General features: G+C 65.2%; 21 protein-coding genes. 13 read left to right on the top strand and 8 right to left on the bottom strand.

Going from position 1 to position 26,318, the window contains the following annotated elements; genetic code table 11:
* Window positions 1–568: 568 nt before the first annotated feature.
* The 3 genes from FOC84_RS09425 to mpl all read right to left on the bottom strand — a co-directional run bounded on the left by FOC84_RS09425 (window position 569) and on the right by mpl (window position 4,549).
* Window positions 569–2,473, bottom strand: a complete 1,905-nt coding sequence (locus tag FOC84_RS09425; protein ID WP_173144182.1) for a ribonuclease catalytic domain-containing protein — start codon at window positions 2,471–2,473, stop codon at window positions 569–571.
* Window positions 2,474–2,546: 73 nt separating this feature from the next.
* Window positions 2,547–3,149 (bottom strand): YqiA/YcfP family alpha/beta fold hydrolase, encoded by a 603-nt coding sequence (locus FOC84_RS09420; RefSeq protein WP_173144181.1) that lies wholly within the window; start codon window positions 3,147–3,149, stop codon window positions 2,547–2,549.
* A 29-nt stretch (window positions 3,150–3,178) separates the two neighbouring features.
* Window positions 3,179–4,549, bottom strand: a complete 1,371-nt coding sequence (mpl, locus tag FOC84_RS09415) for a UDP-N-acetylmuramate:L-alanyl-gamma-D-glutamyl-meso-diaminopimelate ligase (RefSeq protein ID WP_173144180.1) — start codon at window positions 4,547–4,549, stop codon at window positions 3,179–3,181.
* Window positions 4,550–4,643: 94 nt separating this feature from the next.
* On the opposite strand from mpl, the gene FOC84_RS09410 reads away from it, so the two are divergent.
* From FOC84_RS09410 to FOC84_RS09350, 13 genes are all read left to right on the top strand, one after another.
* Window positions 4,644–5,177 carry a TlpA family protein disulfide reductase gene (locus tag FOC84_RS09410; RefSeq protein WP_088138247.1) on the top strand — a complete coding sequence of 178 codons (534 nt, stop codon included), beginning with the start codon at window positions 4,644–4,646 and terminating at the stop codon, window positions 5,175–5,177.
* An 89-nt stretch (window positions 5,178–5,266) separates the two neighbouring features.
* The gene (gene aroQ, locus FOC84_RS09405) at window positions 5,267–5,701 is read left to right on the top strand and encodes a type II 3-dehydroquinate dehydratase (RefSeq protein WP_013391376.1); all 435 of its coding nucleotides are present in this window, start codon (window positions 5,267–5,269) and stop codon (window positions 5,699–5,701) included.
* Window positions 5,702–5,788: 87 nt separating this feature from the next.
* Window positions 5,789–6,244 (top strand): acetyl-CoA carboxylase biotin carboxyl carrier protein, encoded by a 456-nt coding sequence (gene accB, locus FOC84_RS09400; protein ID WP_059379069.1) that lies wholly within the window; start codon window positions 5,789–5,791, stop codon window positions 6,242–6,244.
* Between the two features lie 9 nt (window positions 6,245–6,253).
* The gene (accC, locus tag FOC84_RS09395; protein WP_173144179.1) at window positions 6,254–7,600 is read left to right on the top strand and encodes an acetyl-CoA carboxylase biotin carboxylase subunit; all 1,347 of its coding nucleotides are present in this window, start codon (window positions 6,254–6,256) and stop codon (window positions 7,598–7,600) included.
* Between the two features lie 104 nt (window positions 7,601–7,704).
* The gene (gene prmA, locus FOC84_RS09390; protein ID WP_173144178.1) at window positions 7,705–8,634 is read left to right on the top strand and encodes a 50S ribosomal protein L11 methyltransferase; all 930 of its coding nucleotides are present in this window, start codon (window positions 7,705–7,707) and stop codon (window positions 8,632–8,634) included.
* A 21-nt stretch (window positions 8,635–8,655) separates the two neighbouring features.
* Entirely contained in the window at window positions 8,656–10,095 is a 1,440-nt protein-coding gene (locus FOC84_RS09385; RefSeq protein ID WP_173144177.1) for a zinc-ribbon and DUF3426 domain-containing protein, read from the top strand.
* 12 nt (window positions 10,096–10,107) lie between these two features.
* Window positions 10,108–11,049 (top strand): carbohydrate kinase family protein, encoded by a 942-nt coding sequence (locus FOC84_RS09380; protein ID WP_173144176.1) that lies wholly within the window; start codon window positions 10,108–10,110, stop codon window positions 11,047–11,049.
* 207 nt (window positions 11,050–11,256) lie between these two features.
* Window positions 11,257–11,760 (top strand): glycine zipper 2TM domain-containing protein, encoded by a 504-nt coding sequence (locus FOC84_RS09375; RefSeq protein ID WP_088138253.1) that lies wholly within the window; start codon window positions 11,257–11,259, stop codon window positions 11,758–11,760.
* 415 nt (window positions 11,761–12,175) lie between these two features.
* Window positions 12,176–12,415 carry an acyl carrier protein gene (locus tag FOC84_RS09370; RefSeq protein WP_006226661.1) on the top strand — a complete coding sequence of 80 codons (240 nt, stop codon included), beginning with the start codon at window positions 12,176–12,178 and terminating at the stop codon, window positions 12,413–12,415.
* Window positions 12,393–13,580 (top strand): D-alanyl-lipoteichoic acid biosynthesis protein DltD, encoded by a 1,188-nt coding sequence (locus tag FOC84_RS09365; protein ID WP_173144175.1) that lies wholly within the window; start codon window positions 12,393–12,395, stop codon window positions 13,578–13,580. Before FOC84_RS09370 ends, FOC84_RS09365 begins: the two co-directional genes overlap by 23 nt.
* Window positions 13,577–13,786: a hypothetical protein gene (locus FOC84_RS09360; RefSeq protein WP_173142692.1), complete on the top strand. Its 210-nt coding sequence runs from the start codon at window positions 13,577–13,579 to the stop codon at window positions 13,784–13,786. Before FOC84_RS09365 ends, FOC84_RS09360 begins: the two co-directional genes overlap by 4 nt.
* 7 nt (window positions 13,787–13,793) lie before the next feature.
* Complete coding sequence (locus FOC84_RS09355; protein ID WP_173144174.1) at window positions 13,794–14,921, top strand: MBOAT family O-acyltransferase; 1,128 nt, start codon at window positions 13,794–13,796, stop codon at window positions 14,919–14,921.
* 16 nt (window positions 14,922–14,937) lie between these two features.
* Window positions 14,938–16,383, top strand: coding sequence for a D-alanine--poly(phosphoribitol) ligase (locus tag FOC84_RS09350; protein WP_173144173.1), 1,446 nt, complete (start codon window positions 14,938–14,940; stop codon window positions 16,381–16,383).
* Window positions 16,384–16,407: 24 nt separating this feature from the next.
* On the opposite strand, the gene FOC84_RS09345 is transcribed toward FOC84_RS09350, so the two are convergent.
* The 5 genes from FOC84_RS09345 to FOC84_RS09325 all read right to left on the bottom strand — a co-directional run bounded on the left by FOC84_RS09345 (window position 16,408) and on the right by FOC84_RS09325 (window position 26,204).
* Complete coding sequence (locus tag FOC84_RS09345) at window positions 16,408–16,968, bottom strand: YggT family protein (RefSeq protein ID WP_173144172.1); 561 nt, start codon at window positions 16,966–16,968, stop codon at window positions 16,408–16,410.
* A gap of 183 nt (window positions 16,969–17,151) precedes the next feature.
* On the bottom strand, window positions 17,152–17,820 hold the full coding sequence (locus FOC84_RS09340) for a histone H1-like repetitive region-containing protein (protein ID WP_173144171.1): 669 nt from the start codon (window positions 17,818–17,820) through the stop codon (window positions 17,152–17,154).
* A gap of 424 nt (window positions 17,821–18,244) precedes the next feature.
* On the bottom strand, window positions 18,245–19,444 hold the full coding sequence (locus FOC84_RS09335) for a ribonucleotide-diphosphate reductase subunit beta (protein WP_173144170.1): 1,200 nt from the start codon (window positions 19,442–19,444) through the stop codon (window positions 18,245–18,247).
* 20 nt (window positions 19,445–19,464) lie between these two features.
* Window positions 19,465–22,395, bottom strand: coding sequence for a ribonucleoside-diphosphate reductase subunit alpha (locus FOC84_RS09330; RefSeq protein ID WP_173144169.1), 2,931 nt, complete (start codon window positions 22,393–22,395; stop codon window positions 19,465–19,467).
* Window positions 22,396–22,697: 302 nt separating this feature from the next.
* Window positions 22,698–26,204, bottom strand: coding sequence for an indolepyruvate ferredoxin oxidoreductase family protein (locus FOC84_RS09325; RefSeq protein ID WP_173144168.1), 3,507 nt, complete (start codon window positions 26,202–26,204; stop codon window positions 22,698–22,700).
* Window positions 26,205–26,318 lie beyond the last annotated feature (114 nt).

The following is a 26,318-nucleotide window of genomic DNA, read 5'->3' as shown; positions in this document are numbered from 1 at the left end:
CGTATGGCAAGCGAGAAGCGGATCTGGGTTTGGTGGGGTGCAGTGTCGGCATGATGGTCAAGCGTGCGGGCCGTCCATTAATCATCACTTCAACGCGGGTGCCGGATGGGTGGCGCGCGTACAGGTCTGCATGCGCGAGCAGTTGCCTGTCGCGCGCCACCCATCACCGCCCATCCCCCAAGAGCTGGGGATCAATAGCAAATCATTCGCCGCATTCGCGCAAGCGAACACAATTGAAATTCAGAAAATCACGTATGTCATTCTCGGCCGCCCGCGCGGCCGAGAATGACGGGCAGTACAAGCATCGTCCCTGACCACGACTCTAGCAGCGCACCAAGCCAAGATTTACGTAGCTCGTCGGCGCGGATGGCGTGGCGGCTCGCAACCTCGATGCGCCCGACGGAATCCGAAGGAACCGCCGCAGGCGGTGACGAGGATGAGGATGGGGCAGTCCGGAGCGAAGGCTCCGGACCGCAATCGTGGGCGCGAGCCGCCACGCCATCCGCGCCGACGAGCGGACTACGAAGAACTCGCTGGCCGACCTCAACAGCCCCCGAAGCAGAAGACCTTACTCCTGCCCACCCACTGCAGGACTAATCTCCCCGATATACCGGCAATCCAGCTCCAGAGACAACTCATCCATCCCCAGAATATCGATCTCGACAGCAGTCCCCCGCTCCAGCTCCGGCATCCCCCCGACTCGAGTCACCAGCGGCGCGTTCGCGAAGCGCACCAGGTCGTCTCGCAGCACGTGCGCCACGGTACGCGTCACGTTGTGCTGCTTCAGCCAGCGCAGGCACCAGTAGCGCTCCATCGCGCTCTGGAACTCGGCCCAGGCCGCATACTGCGCATCGAAGGCGCCGATGATGGCGAACAGGTCCGCGTCGCGCGGCTTGAAGGGGGCGACCAGGCGGGCGGAGACGCCGTGTTCGACCGCGGCGATCAGTTGCCACTGGTTCACCAGATCGACGTAGCGCCGCAGCGGCGAGGTGCTCCAGGCGTATTGCGGCACGCCGATGGCTTCGTGCGGCAGGGCCTGGGTGCTCATGCGCACGCGGCCCGCCTGTTGCGAGCGGTAGATGCCCGGCACGCCGTGCTGGTGCAGCAGGCCGCCCCAGAGGTTGTTCGCCAGGATCATGTATTCCGCCACCATGCGGTCCAGCGGCGCGTTGCGCTGGCGCGGCACCAGGCGCACCGGCGTGTCGGGATCGTCGGGGTTGCCGTCCAGGTAGAAGCTGTATTCCACCCGCGAATTGTTCTCGGGCTTGCCGCGCACGTTCTCGCGCTGCGCCGACAGGGCTTGCGCCAGCTTCCAGAGCGGGCGCAACCAATGGCCGTAGGGCAGGTCGGCCGACGGATCGGACAGGCTGGCTTCGGTGACCTGGGCGTCCAGCATGTTGTGGCGCAGGTTCTCGCGCACCACCACGCGTTCCAGGCGGGTTTCCGATTCGATGACCTCGCCGGTCTCCGGGTCGGCCACCACATACAGGGACAGCACCGGCACTTCGCGGCCGGCATCCAGCGAGAACGCCTTGATGACGTTGTCCGGCTGCATGGGGATCTTGTCGCCCGGCATGTAGACGGTGGACAGGCGCGCGCGCGCCAGCTTGTCGAACTCGCTGTCGCGGGTCACGGTCAGGCCTGGCGCCGCCACGTGCACGCCGACGCGCAGGCGGCCGTCGGGCAGGGTGGAGACGGACAGGGCGTCGTCGATTTCGGTGGTGGTGACGTCGTCCACCGAATAGATTTCGGCGTCGGACAGCGGCAGCTCGCGGTCGATGGCGGGCAGTTCCAGGTCCGGGAACGCCAGCCCGCGCGGGAAATTCACCGCCAGGAAGCGGCGCTTGTGCAGCGCCAGCGCATGCGGCCAGGCGCCCAGTTCCAGCAGCAACCGGTCGGGGCTCTTGCCCAGCTTGGCGCAGGCGGCGTCCAGCGCCTTCCATTGCTGCGAATTCTTGTCGGGGCGGATCAGCAGCGACTCCGCGGCCTGGGCGATGGGCTCGGGCAGGCGTCCCGCGGCCATCTCGTCCACCCATTCTTGCTGCTGTTCGGCCTGGCGCTGTTTCTTTTCCAGCGCGGCCAGGGCGGCGGCCAGGATGTCGGGTGGAGCGGGGCGGTAGCGGCCCTTGCCGCGCCGGTGGAAATAGGCCGGCGCGCCGTGTAGGCACATCAACAGGGCAGCCTGTTCCACGGGTGTAGGGGCGTGGCCGAAGTAGTCGGCGGCCAGGGCGGGGGAATCGAATTCATCCTGCGGCGCGCATTCCCACAGGAATTGCAGGTCCAGCGTTTCGGCAGTCGCGGCCGCCTGGTTCATCAGCGCGGCCGGTTCGGGCGCGGCGAAGGTGAACAAGGTATTGGCGCGCTTGATCTTGCTGCGCTTGCCGGATTCCGATTCCACCTGCAGGCTGGCATCGGTCTCGGACAGGATATTGCCGGCCTTGAAGCTGCCGTCGTCTTCGTAAAACACATACATGGTGGGGATCGTCCTGGGCGGCGCGCACGCGCCGCCTTGCGCAGCTATATAGAGTGTGGAAGTCTGATACTGATTATTGGGGGCGAACCTGCTTGTCGCCAAGGGCGAATTCAAGCACTTCGGGCATCCATTCCGCGAAATCGGACAAACCGTGGTCGCTGCCTTGCACGATGCGCTGGCGGCAGCCCGCGTAGCGCTCGTGCATTTCGCGCCAATCCAGCACCTCGTCGCCGGTGGCCGCTACCAGGAAGTAGCGGTCGGGCTGGGTGATGCGTGGAACATGGATGGCAGCCAGCTCGTCCACGTATTCGGGCAGGAAGACGAACGGCGCGTCGGAATGATACATGCGGTGCTCGCCGATCTGGGTGGCGAGGTCGCGGGCGGCCTCGACCGCCGGATTCAGCAGCACCGCCTTGCAACCCAGCTGCTCGGCCAGCCAGGTGGCGTAAAAGCCGCCCAGCGAAGAGCCGATCACGGTCAGCGCGCGGGGCGAATCCGCGCCTGCCAGCTGGCGCCGGGCGATGTCCATCGCCTGCGTGACGGCCTCGCGCGGGCTGGCGGGCAGTTGCGGGCAGGCCCAGGCCGCCGACAGGCCGCGCTCGGCCATGGCGTCGGCCATCATCCGGGCTTTGAACGAGGTCGGCGAGGAACGGAAACCGTGCAGATAGAGAATCATGGCTCGCCTTTGCGGTGTCTTTGCCGGGATCAGCCGCGCGCCTGCAGGGCGTCCAGCAGCTTGCCGTGCACGCCGCCGAAGCCGCCGTTGCTCATGACCAGCACCTGGTCGCCCGGGCGGGCGGCGCCTGCCACGGCAGTCACCAGCGCGCCGATGTCATCGTAGCTGGAAGCGCGGCCGCCCAGGGGCGCCAGCACTTCGGCCGGATTCCAGCCCAGGGCGTGCTTGCCCGAATGGGCGCCAAAGCAGAACACCAGGTCGGCGTCGGCCAGGGCCTCGGGCAGGCGGGCGGCCATGGTGCCCAGCTTCATGGTGTTGGAGCGCGGCTCCAGCACGGCCAGGATCCGGGCCGGGCCTACCTGGCGGCGCAAGCCTTCCAGCGTGGTGGCGATGGCGGTGGGGTGGTGCGCGAAATCGTCGTAGACCTTGATGCCGTTGACCGTGCCGCGCAACTCCATGCGGCGCTTTACCCCCGCGAAGCGGCTCAGGGCCTCGATACCCTGGGCTGCCGGCACGCCCACGTGTTCGGCGGCGGCCAGCGCCGCCAGCGCGTTCATGCGGTTGTGCTCGCCCGTCAGGTTCCAGCGCACGGTGCCGGCGGTCACGCCGCCGCGCAGCACGCTGAACGCGCCCTCGGCATCCGGCGCGGTCGCCTGCCAGGCGCCATCGGCGCCGAACTTGACGGTTTCAGACCAGCATCCGCGGGCAATCACGCGGTCCAGCGCGGCGCAGTGCGCCGGGCGCACGATGCGGCCCGAACCGGGGATGGTGCGCACCAGGTGGTGGAACTGGGTCTCGATCGCCGCCAGATCGGGGAAGATGTCGGCGTGATCGTATTCAAGATTGTTCAGGATGGCCGTGCGCGGACGGTAATGCACGAACTTCGAGCGCTTGTCGAAGAAGGCCGTGTCGTATTCGTCCGCCTCGATGACGAAGGGGCGGCGCGACGGATCGAAGCGCGCCGACACGTGCAGGTCCTGCGCCACGCCGCCGATCAGGAAGTTGGGCGCGAGCCCCGCGGCTTCCAGCACCCAGGCCAACATCGAGCTGGTGGTGGTCTTGCCGTGGGTGCCTGCCACCGCCAGCACGTGCTGGCCCGGCAGGATGGTGTCGCCCAGCCATTGCGGGCCCGACACGTAGCGCGCGCCGGAGTCCAGGATGGCCTCCATCAGCGGATTGCCGCGGCTGACCACGTTGCCGATCACATAGAGATCGGGCTTGAGCGCCAGTTGTTCGGCGCCGAAGCCTTCGATCAGCTCGATTCCTTGTTCGGACAGCTGCGTGCTCATGGGCGGGTACACGCCCGCGTCGCAACCAGTGACCTTGTGGCCGGCAGCGCGCGCGATCAGCGCCAAACCGCCCATGAACGTACCGCAGATGCCAAGAATATGCAGGTGCATTGAAAACTCTCCTGTCCTGCATTGTATATATATAGAGGACGAGCAAGCCTGGCCCTGCGCGGCGCAAAACGGCGGCAGCGGTTATGATCGCGCCATGAATCGACGCCTACTTCTTTCCGCCGGCGTGGCCATAGCCGCCACGGTTGCGGGCGGCTACACCCTGATGGGCCGCAAGACTTCGACGCCATCGGCCGCGGCCGATGCCGGCGATCCGGTCGCCGCCCTGATGCAGATGCCGCTCCCCGACCTGAACGGGGCGTCCCATACGCTGGCAGGCTGGAAAGGCCAGCCCATTGTGGTCAATTTCTGGGCAACCTGGTGCGCGCCGTGCGTCCGAGAAATGCCCGAACTCGACTCGCTGCAGAAAAAATATCCGCATGTACGATTTGTCGGCATTGGTGTCGATTCGGCTGCGAATATGCAAAAATTTGTCGAGAAAGTACAGGTTTCCTACCCCCTGTGGGTGATAGGCGCAGGCGCCATCGATACCCTGCGCAAACTCGGAAATCCCAGCGGCGGTCTGCCTTTTACTATTGTTTTCAATGCAGATGGCGGAATTAACCGGAAGATATTGGGTGAAATCCAGCCCGATGATCTGGATCGTACCTTGTCTGGTTTAAAGGCGTAAGTCTGTTGGACAAATAGTAGGAATTGGCGTAAAAAGCTGGTTTATCGGCTGTTTTGCCAACAATTGGCAAACCACTCATTGGCAAGCGCATGGCGCAAAACATACTGGTATTGCATGGCCCGAATCTGAACCTGCTCGGCACCCGAGAACCTCATATCTACGGCAGCCTTACGCTGCAACAGATCAACGAGGGTCTTGAGCTGCTCGCAGGCGAACTGGGCGCCACGCTGACAGCGTGGCAAGGCAATCACGAAGGCGCGCTGGTTGACCGCATTCAGGCGGCCCGGCAAGACGGCACCGATTTCATCATCATCAACGCGGCGGCATATACGCACACCAGCGTCGCAATTCGCGATGCGCTGGCTGGGGTCGCGATCCCATTTATTGAAGTACATTTGTCCAATCTGTATAAGCGAGAGCCCTTCAGGCATCACTCTTATCTGTCCGACTTGGCGGTAGGCCTCATCAGCGGCCTGGGCGCGGACGGCTACGAGGCGGCTCTGCGTTACGCAGTGCGGCACTGATCTCGCACCAAACCACAGCATTTACATCTTATACGGCGCGGACCCGACGCTGGGACGTCGCCGACACTATCTCGGGAAGCAGCTTCTATGGACCTCCGAAAACTCAAAACCCTGATCGACCTGGTGGCTGAATCGGGCATCGCCGAGCTGGAAATCACCGAAGGCGAAGGCAAGGTGAGGATCGTCAAGTTCTCGCAGACCTTGCAGCCGGTCGCATACCATCACCCGGAAGCCGGCGTGCCGGTCGCGCCGGCGGCCCAGGCCGTTGCCCCGGCCGCGCCCGCCGCGGAAGCCGCGCCGGTGATCCAGGGCCACGTCGTCAAGGCCCCCATGGTCGGCACGTTCTATCGCGCTCCGAATCCGGGCGCCGCTCCGTTCATCGACGTCGGCGCCACCGTCAAGGAAGGCGATCCGCTGTGCATCATTGAAGCCATGAAGCTGCTCAATGAAATCGAAGCCGACAAGTCCGGCGTCATCAAAGAAATCCTGGTCGAAAACGGTGAGCCCGTCGAGTACGGTCAACCCCTGTTCGTCATTGGCTGATAGCTGAAAATGTTCGAAAAAATCCTGATCGCCAATCGGGGCGAAATCGCCCTGCGCATTCAGCGCGCTTGCCGCGAGCTGGGCATCAAGACCGTGGTCGTGCACTCCGAGGCCGATCGCGAAGCCAAGTACGTGCGCCTGGCCGATGAATCGGTGTGCATCGGGCCGGCGCCGTCGCGTGAAAGCTACCTGAACATGCCGGCCATCATTTCGGCGGCCGAAGTCACGGATTCAGAGGCAATCCACCCGGGTTACGGGTTCTTGGCCGAAAATGCCGACTTCGCTGATCGCGTCGAAAAGAGCGGCTTCGTCTTCATCGGTCCGCGTCCGGACACCATCCGCCTGATGGGCGACAAGGTCAGCGCCAAGCGCGCCATGATCGAAGCCGGCGTGCCGGTGGTGCCAGGCTCGGAAGGCGCGTTGCCCGACGATCCGCAGGAAATCATCCGCGTTGCGCGCGAGGTCGGTTATCCGGTCATCATCAAGGCGTCGGGTGGCGGCGGTGGCCGCGGCATGCGCGTGGTGTACACCGAGGCCGCGCTGTTGAACGCCGTCACGATGACGCGCTCGGAAGCGGGCGCCGCGTTCAACAACCCGGAAGTCTATATGGAGAAGTTCCTCGAGAACCCGCGCCATATCGAAATCCAGGTGCTGGCCGATGGCGGCCGCAACGCCGTGTGGCTGGGCGAGCGCGACTGCTCCATGCAGCGCCGCCACCAGAAAGTCATCGAAGAAGCGCCCGCGCCGGGCATCGCGCGCCGTCTGATCGAGCGCATAGGCGACCGTTGCGCCGACGCCTGCCGCAAGATGGGCTACCGCGGCGCCGGCACGTTCGAATTCCTGTATGAAAACGGCGAGTTCTATTTCATCGAAATGAACACCCGCATCCAGGTCGAACACCCGGTCACCGAACTCATCACCGGCATCGACCTGGTCCAGCAGCAGATCCTGATCGCCGCCGGCGAGAAGTTCGCCCTGCGCCAGCGCGACATTGCCTTCAAGGGCCACGCGATCGAATGCCGCATCAACGCGGAAGATCCGTTCCGCTTTGTGCCCAGTCCCGGCCGCATCACCAACTGGCACACGCCGGGCGGTCCGGGCGTGCGTATCGATTCGCATGCGTTCAACGGTTATTTCGTGCCGCCGAACTACGACTCGATGATCGCCAAGGTCATTACCTACGGCGACACGCGCGACCAGGCGCTGGCCCGCATGCGCACCGCACTGTCGGAAATGGTGGTGGAAGGCATTTCCACCAACATCCCCCTGCACCGCGAAATGCTGCAGGACGCCCGCTTCATCGAAGGCGGCACCAGCATCCACTACCTGGAAAACAAGTTGGCGCAGCGTCCCTGACCTGCGATCCGGGGGCTTTCCGCTCCCGGGCCGCTCCTGTTTTGTTTTACGGTCAACGGGCCGCGGCGCAAGCCGCGGCCCGTTGACCAGATGGAAGAATCATCATGCGTGAACTCGTGCTCCATTGCCTGGAGGCGCAGGCCGAAGCCCTCTCGGATGCCTTGCTGGAAGCAGGCGTGCTGTCGGTGTCCGTCGAAGACGCCGATCTGGGCACCGATGACGAACGTCCCTTGTTCGGCGAACCGGGCACCGAGCCCGACGTGCAGGCCTGGGACCGCAACTGCGTCGTCGCTCTGCTGCCCGATGGCGCCGACCCCGCGCAGATCATGGAAGAAGCGGCCGCCGCGGGCGAGCTGGACCCCGCCGTGTTCGAGGGCTGGAGCCTGCGCGACGTGCCCGACGCCGACTGGGTGCGCCTGACGCAGTCGCAGTTCGGCCCCATCCATATCGCCGAACGCCTGTGGATCGTGCCCAGCTGGCACCGCGACAATCCCGATGTGCCGGCTTTCGAGCCGGACGCCTCCACCCAGGAAGGCGCGATCCACATCGAGCTGGATCCGGGCCTGGCGTTCGGCACCGGCAGCCATCCGACTACCCATCTGTGCCTGGCCTGGCTGGAAGCCGAATTGCCGGCTGGCGCCACGCTGCTGGACTACGGCTGCGGTTCGGGCATCCTGGCGATTGCCGCGCGCAAGCTGGGCGCGGGTCCGACCCAGGCGGTGGATATCGACGCCCAGGCGGTGCAGAGCACCCTCTTCAATGCCGAGGTCAACCACGTCGAGCTGCAAGCCATGCTGCCCGATGGATTGGCCGAAGGCACGTTCGAAGTGGTGGTGGCCAACATCCTGTCCAACCCCCTGAAGGTGCTGGCGCCCATGCTGGCCGGACGCGTTGCCGCGGGCGGCCATCTGGTCCTGTCCGGCGTGCTGGAGCGCCAAGCCGAGGAAGTGGCCACCGCTTACGCGCCCTGGATCGCCATGTCGGTCTGGCGCGCGCGCGACGGCTGGGTCTGCCTGCACGGCCAGAAGGCCTGAGCGCCGCCGCAGGATCGCGCCATGGCCTTGACCACCCGTTGCCCGCAGTGCGGCACCACCTTCAAGGTGGTGCCTGATCAGTTGCGGGTCCGCAATGGCCTGGTGCGCTGCGGCGTCTGCTCCACCGTATTCGACGGGAGCGCCTGCCTGCTGCCGGCCGCGGGCGCTGCGCCGCAATCCGCGCCGCCCGCTGCGCCCGCGATGCCGCTGACGCCGGCCGCCAGCCAGGCGGCGCCGGTCCTGGCGACGCCGGCCGCGACCATCGCGCCGCACGCGCCCGCTGCACCGCGGGCGCCGGTTGCGCCGGCAGCCCCATTCCCGCCGCAGCCCTCCGCCATGCCGCCGGCTGCGCGTCTTGCGCCTGCGCCGGATTTTTCACGGATTGCGCCCTGGGACGACGAGCCGGAACCGCCGCGCGCGCCCGTGGCGCCGCCCTACAGTGCGCCCGCGGTGCCGCCGGCCGTGCTGCGCGGCCGCGACGATATCCGCCGGCGCGCCGAACCTGCCGATGGCGTGCAGGAGCCTGAACAGGACGACGACGATCTGGCCGATGACTGGGCCGACGGTCCGGCCGATCACCAGGCTCGCCATCACGCGGCTGATGACGCCATTGCCCGGGATGATGAGTCGCCGCGCTGGACCGTCCCGGTATCGGCACAGCCCGGCTATCGCGCTGATGCCGCTCCGCGCGGCGCGCCTGCGGAGCCGTCCTTCACCATCGGCCGCGCTCGCGCCGATGTGCGCGACGCAGAGCGCGACGACGAATACGACGATGAGTACGCCGGCGAGCGCCGCGACGACGGCCACGGCGACGACCGCGACGAATACCAAGAAGACGATCACGACCCGGACCGCGAAGACGCCGGCGAGCCCGTGCTGGGCGACACGCGCACGCGCTATTCCAGCGCCACCGATGTGGGCCGCGCGCCGCCCGAGTTCCTCGACCAGGACCGCGAGGAGCGGCATGGCCTGCTGCGCAAGCTATGGGGCTATGCCTGCCTGATCGGCCTGATCGCGCTGGGCCTGCAACTGGTGTACGTGTACCGCACCGATATCGCCAATTCCGTGCCCATGCTGCGGCCGGTGCTGGAAACGGCGTGCCAGCCGCTGGGCTGCACCGTGGGGTACGCGCGCCGCCTGGAGCTTATTCACATCACCTCCTCGTCGCTGCAGCCGCCGACCGGCGCGGCGGCGATCGACGACGGCCGCAGCCGCCTGGTGTTGACGGTGGTGATGCGCAACCGTCACGACAAGCCGCAGCACTGGCCCGCGCTGGTGCTGGACCTGAATGATCTGTCGGACACGGTGGTGGTGCGCCGCGCGCTCAAGCCCGAAGACTATCTGACGCCCGAGCAACTGCGCGGTCCTTTCGCGCCGCAGGGCGAACTGAAGATTTCCGTGCCCATTGAAGTGACTGGCGTCCAGGTCAATGGCTACCAACTCAATAAATTCTTTCCTTAAGGGATGACTCGCATGGCTACCCCAGTTCTGGTTTGCGGTTCTATGGCGTTCGACACCATCGCGGTGTTTGAAGGACGTTTCAAGGAGCACATTCTTGCCGACCGCATCCAGTCGCTGAGCGTGTCGTTCCTGGTGCCCAGCATGCGCAAGGAATACGGCGGCTGCTCGGGCAACATCGCGTACAGCATGAACCTGCTGGGCGGCAAACCCGTGCCGGTGGCGACCGTGGGCGAAGACGCGGGCGAATACATGGAGCGCCTGGCCGGCCTGGGCATCGACGTCAGCCGCGTCAAGGTGATTCCCGACACATTCACCGCGCAATGCTTCATCACGACCGACCTGGACGGCAACCAGATCACGGCGTTTCACCCGGGCGCCATGTCGCACGCGGCGGAAAACGACCTGAGCGACGCCGACGCAGCCTGGGCCATCGTTGCGCCCGACGCCAAGGAAGGCATGTTCGCCCACGCCGAGCGCCTGCATAAGCGCGGCATCCCGTTCATCTTCGACCTGGGCCAGGCCATGCCGCTGTTCGATGGCGCCGACCTGGAGCGCATGCTCAAGCTGGCGCAAGCGCTGACCGTGAACGACTACGAAGCCGGGGTGGTGGAACAGCGCACGGGCCGCAGCATGGACGACATCGCGCGCGGCCTGCAGGCCGTGGTGGTGACGCGCGGCGCGGAAGGCGCCACCTTGTTGACCGAAGGCAAGACCTTCCAGATCCCGCCAGTGCGTGCGGCCCAGGTGGTCGACCCGACCGGCTGCGGCGACGCGCAGCGCGGCGGCCTGCTTTACGGTCTGACCAGCGGCTGGAGCTGGGAAGACAGCTGCCGCCTGGGCAACGTCATGGGCGCCCTCAAGATCGCTTCGCGCGGCCCGCAGAATTATGCGCCGTCGCGCGCCGAAATCGACGCCGTGCTGCACGCCACCTACGGCATCCATCTGCCTCTTTGATCCCCTCGGGAACCCGGCAGTTGCGCCGTGGTCGAACCGTAGGAGAGGGGGTGAGGCGCTGTGTTCCAGCGCCTTTCCCGGCCGGCTTTTTGGCCGGTTTTTCAGCTTCTGGCGGTGCGTTTCAGTGTGTTGCAGCAGCGCTGGCCCCAGTTCCGGGCCGGGGTATGATGAGTACATCGTCGGCAACGGCCGATCGAGGAGTCCAAATTGAATCAAAGCAAAACTTTTTCCCTGGTGACGCCGCGCGCGGGGCGCTGGCTGGCGATCGCCGCCGTCGTGACCTCGATGGCGGTCCTGGGCGGCTGCGCCAACCGCAGCGCGTCCAGCGGCGTCTACAGCTATGACCAGGCGCAGCGCGAGCAGATCGTCCGTACCGGCACGGTCACCGGCGTGCGTCCCATCGTGATCCAGAACGACAAGTCCAGCGGCGTCGGCATGGTGGCCGGCGGTGCGCTGGGCGGCGTTGCAGGCAACGCCATCGGCGGCGGCACCGGCCGCACCATCGCCACCGTGGGTGGCGTCATCCTGGGTGCGCTGGCGGGCAACGCCATCGAGAACCAGACCGGCAAGAATTCCGGCTACGAAATCACCGTGCGCTTGGACAACGGTGAAACCCGCGTCGTCGCGCAGGAAGCCGATGTGCCCATCAGCGTGGGCCAGCGCGTGCAGGTGATCAGCGGCTCCGGCCCGACCCGCATCACGCCGATGTAAGCACCCATCCAGCGCCGCGCTCGCGGCGCGGCTTGGCAAAGCCCCCGTCAGGGGGCTTTTTTATTGCCGGCGCCCTTGGCCCATAACGGGGTCAGGGCGGGAAGGTTGTGCAGTCGTAAGAATCTGTCGCTCAACCGCAACGGGATACCCGGGGACTTACCCGCGAACGTTACGTTTGCCAGCGTTTTCTCGCGATTTCCTCCATAAGCCTCATGGCGATTTGACGAACGTAGTGCCATGATTGCGCCTGCGATCGACCTCGCATTGCGGAAATCATGTAACGGAGTGCATCGGGGCGTCGTTCGTGGTGGGCTGGACGTTCAGCCTGATTTCAGCAGTTTCTTTGTAATCTCGTCGTCCTGAATCCCGGGGCGGGGGATTGTTGGCCGATCGGGCCTGTAACGCCGCACTATCTATGCATACCGAGCAAGAACTCCACACCAAGATCGGCGAGATCGTCGAGTCGATCGTCATGAAGAAAGTCACCCCAGATACGCAGTTGATTGCCACCGGTCTGGTCGATTCGCTCGCTGCCGTGGACATCACGCTGGCGGTCGAGTCGGAGTACGGCTGCAGCATCCCGGCTCCCGAGATCGCGGAACACCTACAGTCGGTCCGCACGCTTGCCGGCTATGTCGCTGCCCATACTTCGTAATACCCGGCTGTTGTCTCACGTCGCGGCTGCCGCGACGGCGGTGGCGCTGGCGGTGGGTACGTATTGCGGCGCGGACGATCTGCTCAGCCGCGTCGTCAATCCCATGTCGGCGCCCTCGGCCTCGGCGGCCGCCAAGAGCAACTACCTGCCCAACCTGGGGCCGGACTGGGGCACCCAGCACGTCAACCTGAATCGCCTGGGCAACGCCCTGAGCGACGGGACGCTGGTCGTGCTCGGCTCGTCCGAACTGTCCAGCCACGATCTGCGTTTCGTGCCTTACCGCTTCTTCCCCGAAGAGCTGAAGGTGCCGACGCTGGCCTATGGCCACGCCATGTTCCAGTCCTACGGCATCGTCAGCGTGCTGGAGTCGGTGGCGGATTCGCTCACGCCCAACACGCGGCTGGTGATCATGCTGTCGCCGGCCTGGTTTGCCTCGGGCGGGCAGTTGCCGCGCAGCGCGTTTGCCGAGCACGTCACGGGACCGGTCTGGGACCGGCTCTGGGATCAGCCCAGCACGCGCGAGCAGATGCAGACCTGGATCAGCGACAACGCCAACTGGGGGCTGCTGTGGCTCATCGCCAACGGCCAGGTCGCGGAGCTGAAGGACAAGCTGGCGCTGTGGTGGCACGCGCGCAAGGAGCCGGCGCCCGACCGTCCGCGCAGCAAGTTGTCGGTGCCCGCGCATCGCTACGTGTCCTGGCCGTCGGCCGCGCGCCTGGATCAGGGCCAGTGGGGCCGCCTGACGCATCAGGCGCGCGTGGTCGAGCAGGACCTGGGCGGGCACAACCCCTACGACGTGCGCGACGATTACTACAAGCAGTACCTGGCGGCGCTGTATTCGCCGGCCCGCAACGAGTTCGCCGACATCGATCCGATCACTCGCACGGAACTTGGCGACCTGTCGCGCGTGATGGCCTTGCTGCAGAAGCGCAAGGTTCACGCCTACTTCGTCATCCAGCCCTTCAATCCCAAGCTCATCCTGGACGTGGAGCGCTTCGACCCGGTGGTGGCCGCCGTCACGGGCATGTGCGAGCGCTACCAGATGGGCTGCCTGGATCTCTACAGCATCCCGTTTGAACCGGGCATGCTGCGCGACGACATGCACCTGGCCGAACTCGGTTGGGCCATGGCCGATCAAGGCATTGCGGAGTACTTTTCCCGATGAGCAAGATTCTTCCCGCGGCCGCGCCCGAGGCCGCCCACGCTGTCGAAGGGCAGGAAACCCGCAAGGCGGCTGCCGCCTGGGGGCGCCGCTTCTTCTGGCACCTGTGCCTGTACATCGGCGTGATCTTGGTGTTCGTTCTGCAGGCGCAGCCCACCACGGGCAGCGGCGGGCCGATCAAGGTCGAATTCCAATACCAACAGTTCTGAGCCCGCCATGGAATTGTTCGCAAGCTTGAGCTTTTTCGGCGGCGCCCTGTGCGGCGGCCTGGGCCTGTTGGCCTACCGTTCCTTCGGCATGCCGTTCCGTATCGGCTATCGCCACATCATCGGCGTGATCTGCCTGGGCGTGTGGATGGCGGTGTTCTGGGCGCGTCCCTATCAACCCATCGCCTTGCTGGCCATTTCCGGCAGCGCGTTGTGGGCCATGCGCCGCAACTACATCCCCACCTGGCTGGCCGTGATCATCACCATGACGCCGCTGCTGCTGGTGAAGACGGGCGTGTCGCACCTGGGCGCCATGCTGGGGCTGTCCTTCGCCACGTTCCGCGCCATCGACGTGCTGCTGTTCGCGCAGCGCAACGAGCGCGTGTCGCCGCTGGACTACTTCATCTATCTATTCTTCCCGTTGACGCTGCTGGCCGGCCCCATGTACCGCTGGCGCAATTTCCAGGCGGACCTGAAACGCGGCTACGAAGGCGTGAACCTGAATACCTGGCTCAGCGGCCTGGAACTCATCATGCTGGGCGTGATCCAGAAGTTCGGCGTGGCCGAGCTGATCTGGCGTTATGGCCTGGCGACGCTGGATGCGCACGATTACTCGTTCACCGGCGTGGCGCTCAACGCCTCGCTCTACAGCGGCTACCTGTTCTTCGACTTCGCCGGCTACTCCACCATGGCGATCGGTATCGGCATGCTGTTCGGCTTCACCTTGCCGATCAACTTCCGCAATCCGCTGGCCACGCTCAACCCGCAGGACTTCTGGCGCCGCTGGCACATCAGCCTGTCGGAGTGGCTGCGCGACGTGGTGTTCATGCCCATCTACAAGGCGCTGAGCAAGACCAAGTTCTTCGGACGCCACCGCATGGCGGCGCAGAACATCGGCATCTTCGCGACCCTGCTGGCCATGGGCGTCTGGAACGGCCTGTCGCTGCACTACATCGTCAGCGGTCTGATGTTCGGGGCGTATTCGGTGGGGCATAACCTGCTGATCAACGCCGCACGCACCCGTCCGGCCCTGCAGGCCGCGCTGGCGCAACCCGTGATGCGTTTTCTCGGGCGCGTGCTCACCTTGATTCTTGCTGCGCTGGCGCTATACGTGTTCAGCGGCCGCAGCCCCATCTGACGCCGGGAGTTTCGGCATGCGCTTCGATCTCAAGTCTTTCCAGTTCACGGATACCGAGTACGCGCCCAACGCGCCTGCGGTCGTCGCCGCCGACCGCAGCCTGAGCTGGGCGCAATTGCGCGCGGAGGCCGGCGCCTGGGCCGAAGAGGCGCGCAGGCACGGCGCGGCGCCTGACGTGCCGGTGGTCATTTATGGCCACAAGGAAGCCGCGTTCTTCGTCGCCATGGCGGGAGCCCTGCTGATCGGGGCGCCGTTCGTGCCGGTGGACACCATCTATCCGCAGGAGCGCCTGCGTCGCATCGTCGAGATCGTGCGCGCTGCCGCCGTGTTCGATGCCGCCAGCGGCAGCTTCACGCCGGGCGAGGGCGCCATGCTGGCCGAACGAGGCCTGGCCTACGTCATGTTCACGTCCGGCAGCACGGGCGATCCGAAGGGCGTGCAGATTGGCCGCGAAAGCGTGGGCCTGCTGGGCGACTGGATGTTGGGCAGCTTCGGCCTGGGCGAGGCGCCGGTGTTCATGAACCAGGCGCCGTTCAGCTTCGACCTGTCCATGTACGAAGTGTTCGCCACCTTGGCCGCGGGCGGCTGTTGCGTGCTGAACGCGCGCGAGCAGATCGCCGCACCCAGCGTCTGGATGGCCCGCCTGGCCGAACATGGCGTGACGGTCTGGGTGTCCACGCCGTCATTCGCGCACCAGCAGTTGGCCAACCGCGACTTTTCGCCGGCCGCCTTGCCCACGCTGCGCACCTTCCTGTTCTGCGGCGAGCCGCTGCCGTCGGCGCTGGCCAAGAAGCTGCGCCAGCGCTTCCCGGACGCTGTCATCCTCAATACCTACGGCCCCACGGAAGCGACCGTGGCGACCACCTGGATCGAGGTCACCGATGCCGTCCTGGCCGCGCACGATCCGCTGCCGGTGGGGCATGCCAAGCCCGACAGCGTGCTGATCGTGGACGAAGGCGAGATCTGCATCGTGGGCGACCACGTCATGCGCGGCTATCTGAATCGCCCCGACCTGAACGAAGCCAAGCTCTACACCTATGCCGACGGCCGCCGCGCCTTCCGCACGGGGGACCTGGGCCAGATGGAGGGCGATGGCCTGCTGTTCTGCCGCGGCCGCATGGACGATCAGATCAAGCTGAACGGTTATCGCATCGAACTGGCAGAGATCGACGAAGCGCTGCACGGCCTGCCGGGCGTGGAGGGCGGCGCCTGCGCAGTGCTGCGCCGGCCTGACGGCACGGCGGTGCGCTTGATCGGATTCGTGGCGGGCGTGGACGTTGGACAGGCGCCGAGCGTTCTGGCGCCCGACGCGCTGGCGGGCTGGAAAGAGCGGCTGGCGCAGCGCCTGCCTCCCTACATGGTGCCGTCCGAGCTGGTGGCCTGCCCGGCGCTGCCCATGTCGAACAACCACAAGATCGACCGCAAGAAGCTGGTCGAGATCTACGCCGGCCTTCCGGCGTAGGCAGGCGGGGCGCAGCCCCGCCGTTTACAGGCCCATCATGCGCTGGCTGATGTTGGACAGCACCATCAGCAGCACCTGCGCGACGATCAGCAGCACCAGCGGCGAAAAGTCGATCGCGGTGCGCGGCAGCAGGCGGCGGATGGGGTCCAGCATGGGCGCGGTCAACGACTGCAGCAGCGGCATCATGGGCGCCATCGGGTTGACCCACGACAGCACGGCCTGGATCAGCGTCAGCCATACCACCAGGTTCAGCGCCCATTTGACGGCCATGATCAAGGCCGAGCCCATGGCCTTGGGCAGATACTCCAGCGGTATCAAGGCGCCGATCGCGACCAGCCAGACCAGCACCAGATAGATCAGCGCGGACAGCCACACAGCGACCAGGCTGGTCCAGTCGATCTTGTTGCTGGCCGGAATGATCTTGCGCAGGGGCAGCACCAGCCAGTTTGTGGCCTGGTAGATGAAGCGCGACAAAGGGTTGAACGGGTGCAGCCGTATCGCGTGCATCCAGGCGCGGGCAATCAGCGCAGCGCCGAACAGCGTGAACACGATTTCGAGAAGGAAGCGCAAGATTTCATCGAGCATGGACACGTTCACCCTGAAAAAGAGGAGTCAATTGTCGCACGCCCAGGCAAAAAATCGCCTGCAGCCAGCGCGTGCTTGCAGCCCGTTGGGGGAGGCCGGTCGATTCCGGATCGGGCAGACACGAAAAAGCCGCCCGGCCTAGGCCAGGCGGCTCTGCGAAGCTAAAGCTTCGAACCGTCCTAATTAAGGACGGCCACCCGTCGGGAACGGCCACGACGCGGCGGGATTCAGCGCGGTCTTCGCGCCCGGGGCGGCAGCCGTGGACGGCGGCGTTACGGGCTTCTTCGGAGCGGCTTTCTTCGCAGCGGGCTTCTTGGCGGCGGCAGGCTTCTTGGCAGCAGCAGGCTTGGCGGCAGCAGGAGCCTTCTTGGCAGCGGGGGCCTTCTTGGCAGCAGCCTTCTTGGCGGCAGGCGCCTTCTTGGCTACGGCCTTCTTGGCAACCGCCTTCTTGGCAGCAGGAGCCTTCTTGGCGACGGCCTTCTTGGCTACCGCTTTCTTGGCGACGGCCTTCTTGGCGACAACCTTCTTGGCTACGGCTTTCTTGGCAACCGCCTTCTTGGCGACAGCCTTCTTGGCCACGGCCTTCTTGGCGACAACCTTCTTGGCTACCGCTTTCTTGGCGACAGCCTTCTTGGCGACGGCCTTCTTGGCTACCGCTTTCTTGGCGGCGACCTTCTTGACTGCCGGCTTCTTGGCGGCAACCTTCTTCACTGCCGGCTTCTTGGCAGCGACTTTCTTGACGGCTACCTTCTTGACGGCAGCTTTCTTGGCCGGTGCGGCCTTCTTCGCTACTGCCTTCTTGGCGGCGGGCTTCTTCACCGCTTTCTTTACGGCTTTCTTGGCTGTTGCCATGGTCATGCTCCTTAGGTTCAGGGGTCCCAGAACTTAAACCCGTGCCCCGATCCGCCAACAAGGCGCATCGTGCCCGGGCTATTCATCGGCGCAAGCCGCTGTTCTGTGCGAGCAACAGCTACTACGGTTTGCGCTAATGAATTCGGCACAGCCATTTGATATGGCCCCCGCTCCTTTGGCGCGAGCCATTTCAAATGGCGCCGGTAGGCGACCTGATCACAGGCCGCCAACCGCTTGTTCTACGTGTGTTCGATATGCCCCCACGCCGCGCCTTCGGCTCGCTGCCCCCCGAGGGGGTGCGTTTTGCCTTGGGGCGGCCCGGTGACAAAACACCCTGACCAGGGAGACATCATCAAGCCTGTCGCGAACGCGACGCTCCTTGCATCTGGAGCGTGCCCGCGCCGGGCCTGATGACGTACTGCTTTTACTCCCAGCTCAGCGTGCCACCGGTTTGGTATTCGATCACGCGAGTTTCAAAAAAGTTGCGTTCCTTTTTAAGATCGATCATTTCCGCCATCCACGGGAAGGGATTTTCTTCCTGCGGGTACAGCGGTTCGATACCGATTTGCTGGCAACGACGGTTGGCGATGAAGCGCAGGTAGGATTTGAACATGGGTGCGTTCAAGCCCAACACGCCGCGCGGCATCGTGTCTTCGGCGTAAGCGTATTCGAGTTCGACCGCTTTGCGGAAGAGTTCTCGAATTTCTTCGCGGAATTCCGGCGTCCACAGATGCGGATTTTCCAGTTTGACGGTGTTGATCAGGTCGATGCCGAAATTGCAGTGCATGGATTCATCGCGCAGGATGTACATGTACTGCTCGGCGGCGCCGGTCATCTTGTTCTGGCGGCCCAGCGCCAGGATCTGCGTGAAGCCAACATAGAAGAACAGGCCTTCCATCAGGCAAGCGAAGACGATCAGGGACTTCAGCAGCGTCTGGTCGGCTTCGGGCGTGCCTGTCTTGAAGTTGGGGTCCGCGATCGCGTCGATGAACGGGATCAGGAACTCGTCCTTGGCGCGGATGGACGGCACTTCGTTGTAAGCGTTGAAGATCTCCGCTTCGTCCAGGTCCAGGCTTTCGACGATGTATTGATAGGCGTGCGTGTGGATCGCTTCTTCGAACGCCTGGCGCAGCAGGAACTGGCGGCACTCGGGCGCCGTGATGTGGCGGTAGGTGCCCAGCACGATGTTGTTCGCGGCCAGCGAGTCGGCGGTGACGAAGAAGCCCAGGTTGCGCTTGACGATGCGGCGCTCGTCCTCGGTGAGCCCGTTCGGGTTCTTCCAGAGGGCGATGTCGCGCGACATGTTGATCTCTTGCGGCATCCAGTGGTTGGCGCAAGTAGCCAGGTACTTCTCCCATGCCCACTTGTACTTGAAGGGCACGAGCTGATTGACGTCGGTCTCGCCGTTGATGATGCGCTTGTCGGCAACCTTCACGCGTTGCGAGGTGGCGGCGCCGCTGGCGGCCAGGCCGGCCGCGTGTTCAGGCGCGGCTGGCGTGGGCATGGCGGTGTCGCCAAAAACACCGGTCGCCGCCCGGACTTCGGGCGCAGCCTGCCCGCCCGCCGCGGGGGCGGGCGATTGTGCAGGTTGCGTGGCGATGGTGTCGTCTTCCCAATTAATCATGATTCATTCTCCGGAGGCGGTTATTGGCAGGCTTCGCACTCTTCGAAGCCGGGATCGCCCGGCCGCATGGTGCAAACCGCCCCGAGAACTTCGGGTTCCGGCAAAACAGGTGCAGCAGCGACCGGTGCGGACGTGGATTGACCGCTCGCCGAGACGGCGTTCAATTCACCGCCGCGTCCCGTGGACTTCTCGGCGCTGGTGGCGCCAAGGGTACGCAGGTAGTAGGTCGTCTTCAGGCCGCGCTTCCAGGCCAGCTTGTAGGTGTCGTCCAGCTTCTTGCCCGACGCACCGGCCATGTAGATGTTCAGCGACTGTGCTTGATCGATCCACTTCTGGCGGCGCGACGCGCATTCAACCAGCCAGCTCGGTTCGACTTCGAACGCGGTGGCGTAGAGGTCGCGGAGTTCGGAAGGTACGCGATCGATGCGGGACAGGCTGCCGTCGAAGTACTTGAGGTCGGCGACCATGACTTCGTCCCAGAGACCGAGTTTCTTCAGGTCACGCACGAGGTAATCGTTAACGACCGTGAACTCGCCGGAGAGATTCGATTTGACGTACAAGTTCTGGAAAGTGGGTTCGATGCACGCAGATACACCAATGATATTGGAAATAGTTGCGGTTGGGGCGATTGCGATGCAATTGGAGTTGCGCATGCCATGTTGTTTGATGCGCGCGCGCAACGTATCCCAATCGAGCGTGCTCGACTCATCGACTTCAACGTGACCGCCGCGTTCATCGCGCAGCATCTTCAACGTGTCTTGCGGCAAGATGCCGCGCGACCACAGCGAGCCTTCGTACGATTGATAGCGGCCGCGTTCTTCGGCGAGCAGGCTCGAGGCCCAGTACGCGTGATAGCACACGGCTTCCATCGAACGGTCGGCGAATTCGACGGCGGACTGCGATGCGTAAGGCACGCGCATCATCTGCAGGCAATCCTGGAAGCCCATGATGCCCATGCCCACCGGACGATGGCGCGCGTTGGAATTGCGGGCCTTCTCGACGGCGTAGTAGTTGATGTCGATCACGTTGTCGAGCATGCGCATGGCGATGCTGACCGTGCGCTTGATCTTGTCGTGGTCGAGTTCGAAACCACCGCCGGCAGCCGGCTTCATGTGGGCGACCAGGTTCACGGAACCCAGGTTGCACACCGCGATTTCGGATTCGTTGGTGTTCAGCGTGATCTCGGTGCACAGGTTCGAGCTGTGGACCACGCCCACGTGCTGCTGCGGCGAACGGATGTTGCAAGGATCCTTGAACGTGATCCAGGGGTGGCCGGTTTCGAACAGCATGGACAGCATCTTGCGCCACAGGTTCAGCGCCGGCATCTTCTTGAAGAGCTTGAGCTCGCCGCTGGCGACGCGCGCTTCGTAGCCCACGTAGGCTTCTTCAAAGGCGCGGCCATACTTGTCATGCAGGTCGGGGCAGTCGGACGGCGAGAACAGCGTCCACTCGCCGCCTTCCATGACGCGCTTCATGAACAGGTCGGGAATCCAGTTCGCCGTGTTCATGTCGTGCGTGCGGCGGCGCTCGTCGCCGGTGTTCTTGCGCAGTTCCAGGAATTCTTCGATGTCCAGGTGCCACGATTCCAGGTACGTGCAGACAGCGCCCTTGCGCTTGCCGCCCTGGTTGACCGCGACGGCGGTGTCGTTGACGACCTTCAGGAACGGCACGACGCCCTGGCTTTCGCCGTTGGTGCCCTTGATGTGGCTGCGCAGCGCGCGCACCGGGGTCCAGTCGTTGCCCAGGCCGCCGGCGTACTTGGCCAGCAGGGCGTTTTCCTTGATGGCGTCGTAGATGCCTTCCAGGTCGTCGGAGACGGTGGTGAGGTAGCACGACGACAGCTGCGAGTGCAGGGTGCCCGAGTTGAACAGCGTCGGCGTCGAGCTCATGAAGTCGAACGAGGACAGGATCTCGTAGAACTCGATGGCGCGGGTTTCGCGGTCGGCTTCGCGCAGCGCCAGGCCCATGGCCACGCGCATGAAGAACACCTGCGGCAGTTCGATGCGGGTGCCGCGGATGTGCAGGAAGTAGCGGTCGTACAGGGTCTGCAGGCCGAGGTAGCCGAACTGCAGGTCGCGCTTGGCGTTCAGCGCGTGGCCCAGCTTGGTCAGGTCATAGCTGGCCAGGTCGGGCGACAGCAGGCCGCCTTCGATGCCGCGGGCGATGAAGGTGGGGAAGTACTCGGCGTAGCGGGCAACCATGCCGTCTTGCGAGACTTCCTCGCCCAGCACTTCCTTGCGGATCGTGTGCAGCAGCAGGCGGGAGGTGACCTGGCTGTAGGCCGGGTCCTTTTCGACCAGCGCGCGCGCGGACAGGATGGCGGACTTGAACACTTCGTCGACGGGGATGCCGTCGTACAGGTTCTTGACCGTTTCCTTCAGGATCGCTTCCGTGTCGATGAATTCGGCCAGGCCTTCGCCGGCGGCTTCGATGGTGGCGCGCAGTTCAGCCAGGTCCAGCGGGCGGCGCACGCCAGCGTCGGTCACGTTCAGCACGTGCTCCTGCGGGGCGGCGGCCTTCTCCTGGCCTCCGGCGGCGGCAGCGGCGGCCGCGCGTTCCTGCGTGCGCTTTTCGCGGTATAGCACGTAGGCGCGGGCGACGTCGTGTTCGCCCGAGCGCATCAGGGCCAGTTCGACCTGGTCCTGGATGTCTTCAATATGGAAGGTGCCGCCGTTGGGGCGGTTGCGCACCAGCGCGTTGACGGCCTGGCTGGTCAGGTTCCCAACCAGTTCACGCACGCGCGCGGAGGCCGCGCCTTGGCCGCCGTTGACGGCCAGGAAGGCCTTGGTCATGGCGATGGCGATCTTGTTGGGTTCGAACCCGACCACCGAGCCATTGCGGCGAATGATGTTGTAGCTGGCCCATTGCCCGCCATTGGCGTCGGCAGGGGAATCGGTTTGCGAGGGCGGCACGGCCGTAGGCCGGGTCACAGAGGCGATCGAAGTCTGCATGGAAGCTCCTGTGCGAAAAGCGCGTAGATAGCGACATGACGACGTCATGTCAGGTACGAAATCGGTTCTTTTGAGGGGGTCGTAACGCTAGGACGGCTTAGTCCAAAAGGCGTGGCCGACGGGAATCAGCGCTTAGGCGACCACAACATATAGTGTAGCACCCCTCGTTGGACACTAATTCTAGTGATCGAGTACGACAGGGACAAGAAAAAAATAAGACGAAGTTCACAAAAGGTTGTTACTAAATGCACTAGGCGCGCCCAGCAAGGCGCGCCCAGGAAGGTGCCGCTCGGAGCGAATGTTTATGCGGTTTTCCGCAGGGGCATATCGCGCGGGGCAGGCGCCGTATAGGTTTGCATCAAGCGGCCTAACTCCGTCCGATATTTTTCGACGTTTGCAGCCTTCACGTGGCCGAAGCCGCGGATGGTTTCTGCAAGGCCGGCGATTGTAGCCGCTTGGGCCAGCTTGTCGCGGGTCAACCCTGCCAGCAACTGGTCTATGGTCTGGCGGTACTCGCGCACCAGCGCCCGTTCCATCTTGCGTTCGGCGGTGTGGCCGAAGGGATCGAACCAGGTGCCACGCAGGCCCTTCAGGCGCGTCAGCATTTTCAGCGCGGTCATGGTGCGCGGGCCCAGCGTCATCTTGCGCGGCACGCCGGTGCGCGGATCCTTGCGGGCAAAGATGGGCGGGGCCATGTGGAAGCGCAGGCTGTAGTCGCCTTCGAACTGGCCCTGCAACTGCGCCTGGAAGGAGGCGCCGGTGTAGAGCCGCGCGACTTCGTATTCGTCCTTGTAGGCCATGAGCTTGAAGAGGCCGCGCGCGACCGCCAGCGCCAGGCGCGGGGTCTTGGCCTCGGGCGCCAGTTCGCGCTCGCGTGCCGCGACGGCCGCGACTACGTCCTGGAATTGGCGCGCGTAGGCCGCATCCTGGTAGGCGGTCAGGTCTTCGATGCGGCGGGCGACGGCGCGTTCGAACGATTCGGGCACGTGCAGCTGCACGACCTGGGCGCGCGGGCGCAGCGCGCCTTCCAGCGCGTCGGGCTGGTGTGCCGCCAGCCGGCCGCTGTCGAAGGCGGCCCGGTTGGCGGCCACCGCCACGCCGTTGAGTTCGATGGCGCGGTTGATGGCGGCCTGCGACAACGGCACGCCGCCGCGTTGCCAGGCATAGCCCAGCATGAACATATTGGACAGGATGCTGTCGCCGAACAGGGCCAGCGCGGCTTCGTGCGCGTCGATCGCGGCGGTGTTGGCGTCACCCGCCGCGTGGCGGATCTTGGCCAGCAGCGCTTCGGGCCGCATGGCGGCATCCGGGTTGCGGGTGAAGTCGGAGACCGGCGCCACGTAGCTGTTGACCGTGACCTGGGTGTGGCCGCGGCGCAGCGCGCCTAGCGAATCGGGCGCCACGGAAGCGACCGGGTCGCAAAGGATCGCGGCATCGGCCTGCTGCCAGTCCAGGCGCACCGGGCCTGCCGGCGCGCCGGCAGGCGCCAGGCGGATATGGCTGACCACCGTGCCGCCTTTCTGCGCCAGGCCGGTCAGGTCGAGCACCGCGGCGGACAGGCCTTCCAGATGCGCCGCCATCGATACGATGGCGCCGATGGTGATGACGCCGGTGCCGCCCATGCCGGCCACCAGCAGGCGGTAGGGATGGTCCAGCGCCGGCATGGCAGGCAGGGGCAATTGCGCGATCAGTTTCTGCAGGCGTTCCTGGTCGGCCTTGGGCGCCGCGCTCTTCTTGGGCTTGCCGCCCATGACGGAAACGAAGCTGGGGCAGAATCCTTCGGCGCAGGAATAGTCCTTGTTGCAGCTGGACTGGTCGATGGCGCGCTTGCGGCCATAGGGCGTTTCCAGCGGCACCACCGATAGGCAGTTCGATTGCACGCCGCAGTCGCCGCAGCCCTCGCAGACCGCGCTGTTGATCAGCATGCGGCGTGCCGGGTCCGGGAATTGGTTCTTCTTGCGGCGGCGGCGCTTTTCGGCGGCGCAGGTCTGGTCGTGGATCAGCACGGTCACGCCTGGGATCTCGCGCAGCTCGCGCTGCAGCGCGTCGAGTTCGCGGCGGTGGTGCACCTTGATGCCGGCGCCCAGGTCCATGCCCTGGTATTTTTCGGGTTCGTCCGTGGTGACGACGATGCGCGTCACGTTCTCGCCGCGCAACTGCTGGCAGATGCTGGGCACCGAGATCGGGCCGTCGATGGGCTGGCCGCCCGTCATGGCCGTGGCGTCGTTGAACAGGATCTTGTAGGTGATGTTGGCCTTGGCGGCCACGGCCTGGCGGATGGCGAGATAGCCGGAGTGGTAATAGGTGCCTTCTCCCATGTTCTGGAAGATGTGCGGCATCTTGGTGTAGCGCGACAGGCCGATCCAGTCGACGCCTTCGCCGCCCATCTGCGTCAGGCCGCCGGTGTCGCGGTCCATCCAGGCGGCCATGTAGTGGCAGCCCACGCCCGACAGGGCCTGGCTGCCTTCCGGCACCTTGGTCGAAGTGCTGTGCGGGCAGCCCGAACAGAAGTAGGGGCGGCGGCGCATGCCGTCGGCGTCGTTGGAAAGCGGCGCCTGGCAGGCGAACGCGGACAGGTCCGCGGCCAGCGGCAGGCCGGCAGAGCGGCTGAGCCAACTGGCCAGCGGCTGCGCCAGCAGGGACGGGCGCAACTGGCCGGCCGAGGGCACCAGCGCTTCGCCGTCGAAGCCTTTCTTGCCGATGACCGAGGGGCGGTCCGGCAGATTGAACAGCAGGTCCTTGATCTGGCTCTCAACCACCGCGCCCTTTTCCTCGATCACGAGGATATGCGACAGGCCGCGCGCGAACTCCAGCAGGCGTTCGCTATCCAGCGGCCAGGTCAGGCCGGGCTTGTAGATGCGCACCGGCGCGTTGGCGGTGACGGTGTCCACGCCCAGCCGCGACAGCGCTTCCATGGTGTCCAGGTGGGCCTTGCCGACCGTGACGATACCGACAGCGGCCTTGGGCGCCGGACAGGTCAGGCGGTCGATGCTGTGGCGGCGCGCGAACGCAGCCACGGCCTTCATGCGCAGGCTCATGCGCGTTTCGATCGCCAGCGACAGGAAGTCGCGTGCGGAATATTCCAGCGATTCGGGCGGCATGTCCGGGTCCGCCGGCATGTCGTAGCGCTGGGCGGGGGCGGGGACGAAGGAATGTCCGCACTCTATGGTTTCGGACACGGCCTTGAAGGCGACCCAGGTGCCCGAGTAGCGCGACAGGGCCCAGCCCCACAGCGCGAAGGTTTCGTATTCGTCGATGGAGGCGGGATGCACAATGGGCATCTGCCAGCCGATCAGCGAGGCCTCGCTGGAATGCGGGATGGAGGACGAGACGGCGGTGTGGTCGTCGCCCACCACCACCAGCACGCCGCCGTTGCGCGATGCGCCCGCGGCGTTGCCGTGATGCAGCGCGTCGCCGGCGCGGTCCACGCCCGGGCCTTTGCCGTACCACATGGCGTAGACGCCATCGACGTTGCGGTCGGCGCGCACGCCGGCCTGCTGGGTGCCCATGACGGCGGTGGCCGCCATGTCTTCATTGATGGCGGGCAGGAAGGTGATCTGGTTGGCGTCCAGCGCCTTCTGCGCCTTCCACATGGCCATGTCGACGCCGCCCAGCGGCGAGCCGCGGTAACCCGAGACGAAGCCGGCGGTGTTCAGGCCGCGTTCGCGGTCCATCCGGGCCTGGGTGAGCATGATGCGCACCAGCGACTGGGTACCGGTCAGGAAGATGCGGCCGGAGCTGCGGGTGAGGTTGTCGGCAAGCTGATACTCGAGGTCCAGCTGGGGTTCGGCGGCGGGGGTACCGTCCATGGTGAATACTCCTGGTTTCGGCACCATGATAGGTTCGCGAGCCATCAGGTTTATTGCGTTTTTGGATCGTGCTATCCCTATAATTCGCAATGAACGTTTCGTGTTCGATAAAAA

The sequence above is a fragment of the Achromobacter pestifer genome (genome assembly GCF_013267355.1).
Taxonomy (GTDB): Bacteria; Pseudomonadota; Gammaproteobacteria; order Burkholderiales; family Burkholderiaceae_B; genus Achromobacter; species Achromobacter pestifer_A.
Note: the sequence above shows the minus strand (reverse complement) of the source record. Positions and strands in the feature narration are given on the sequence as shown.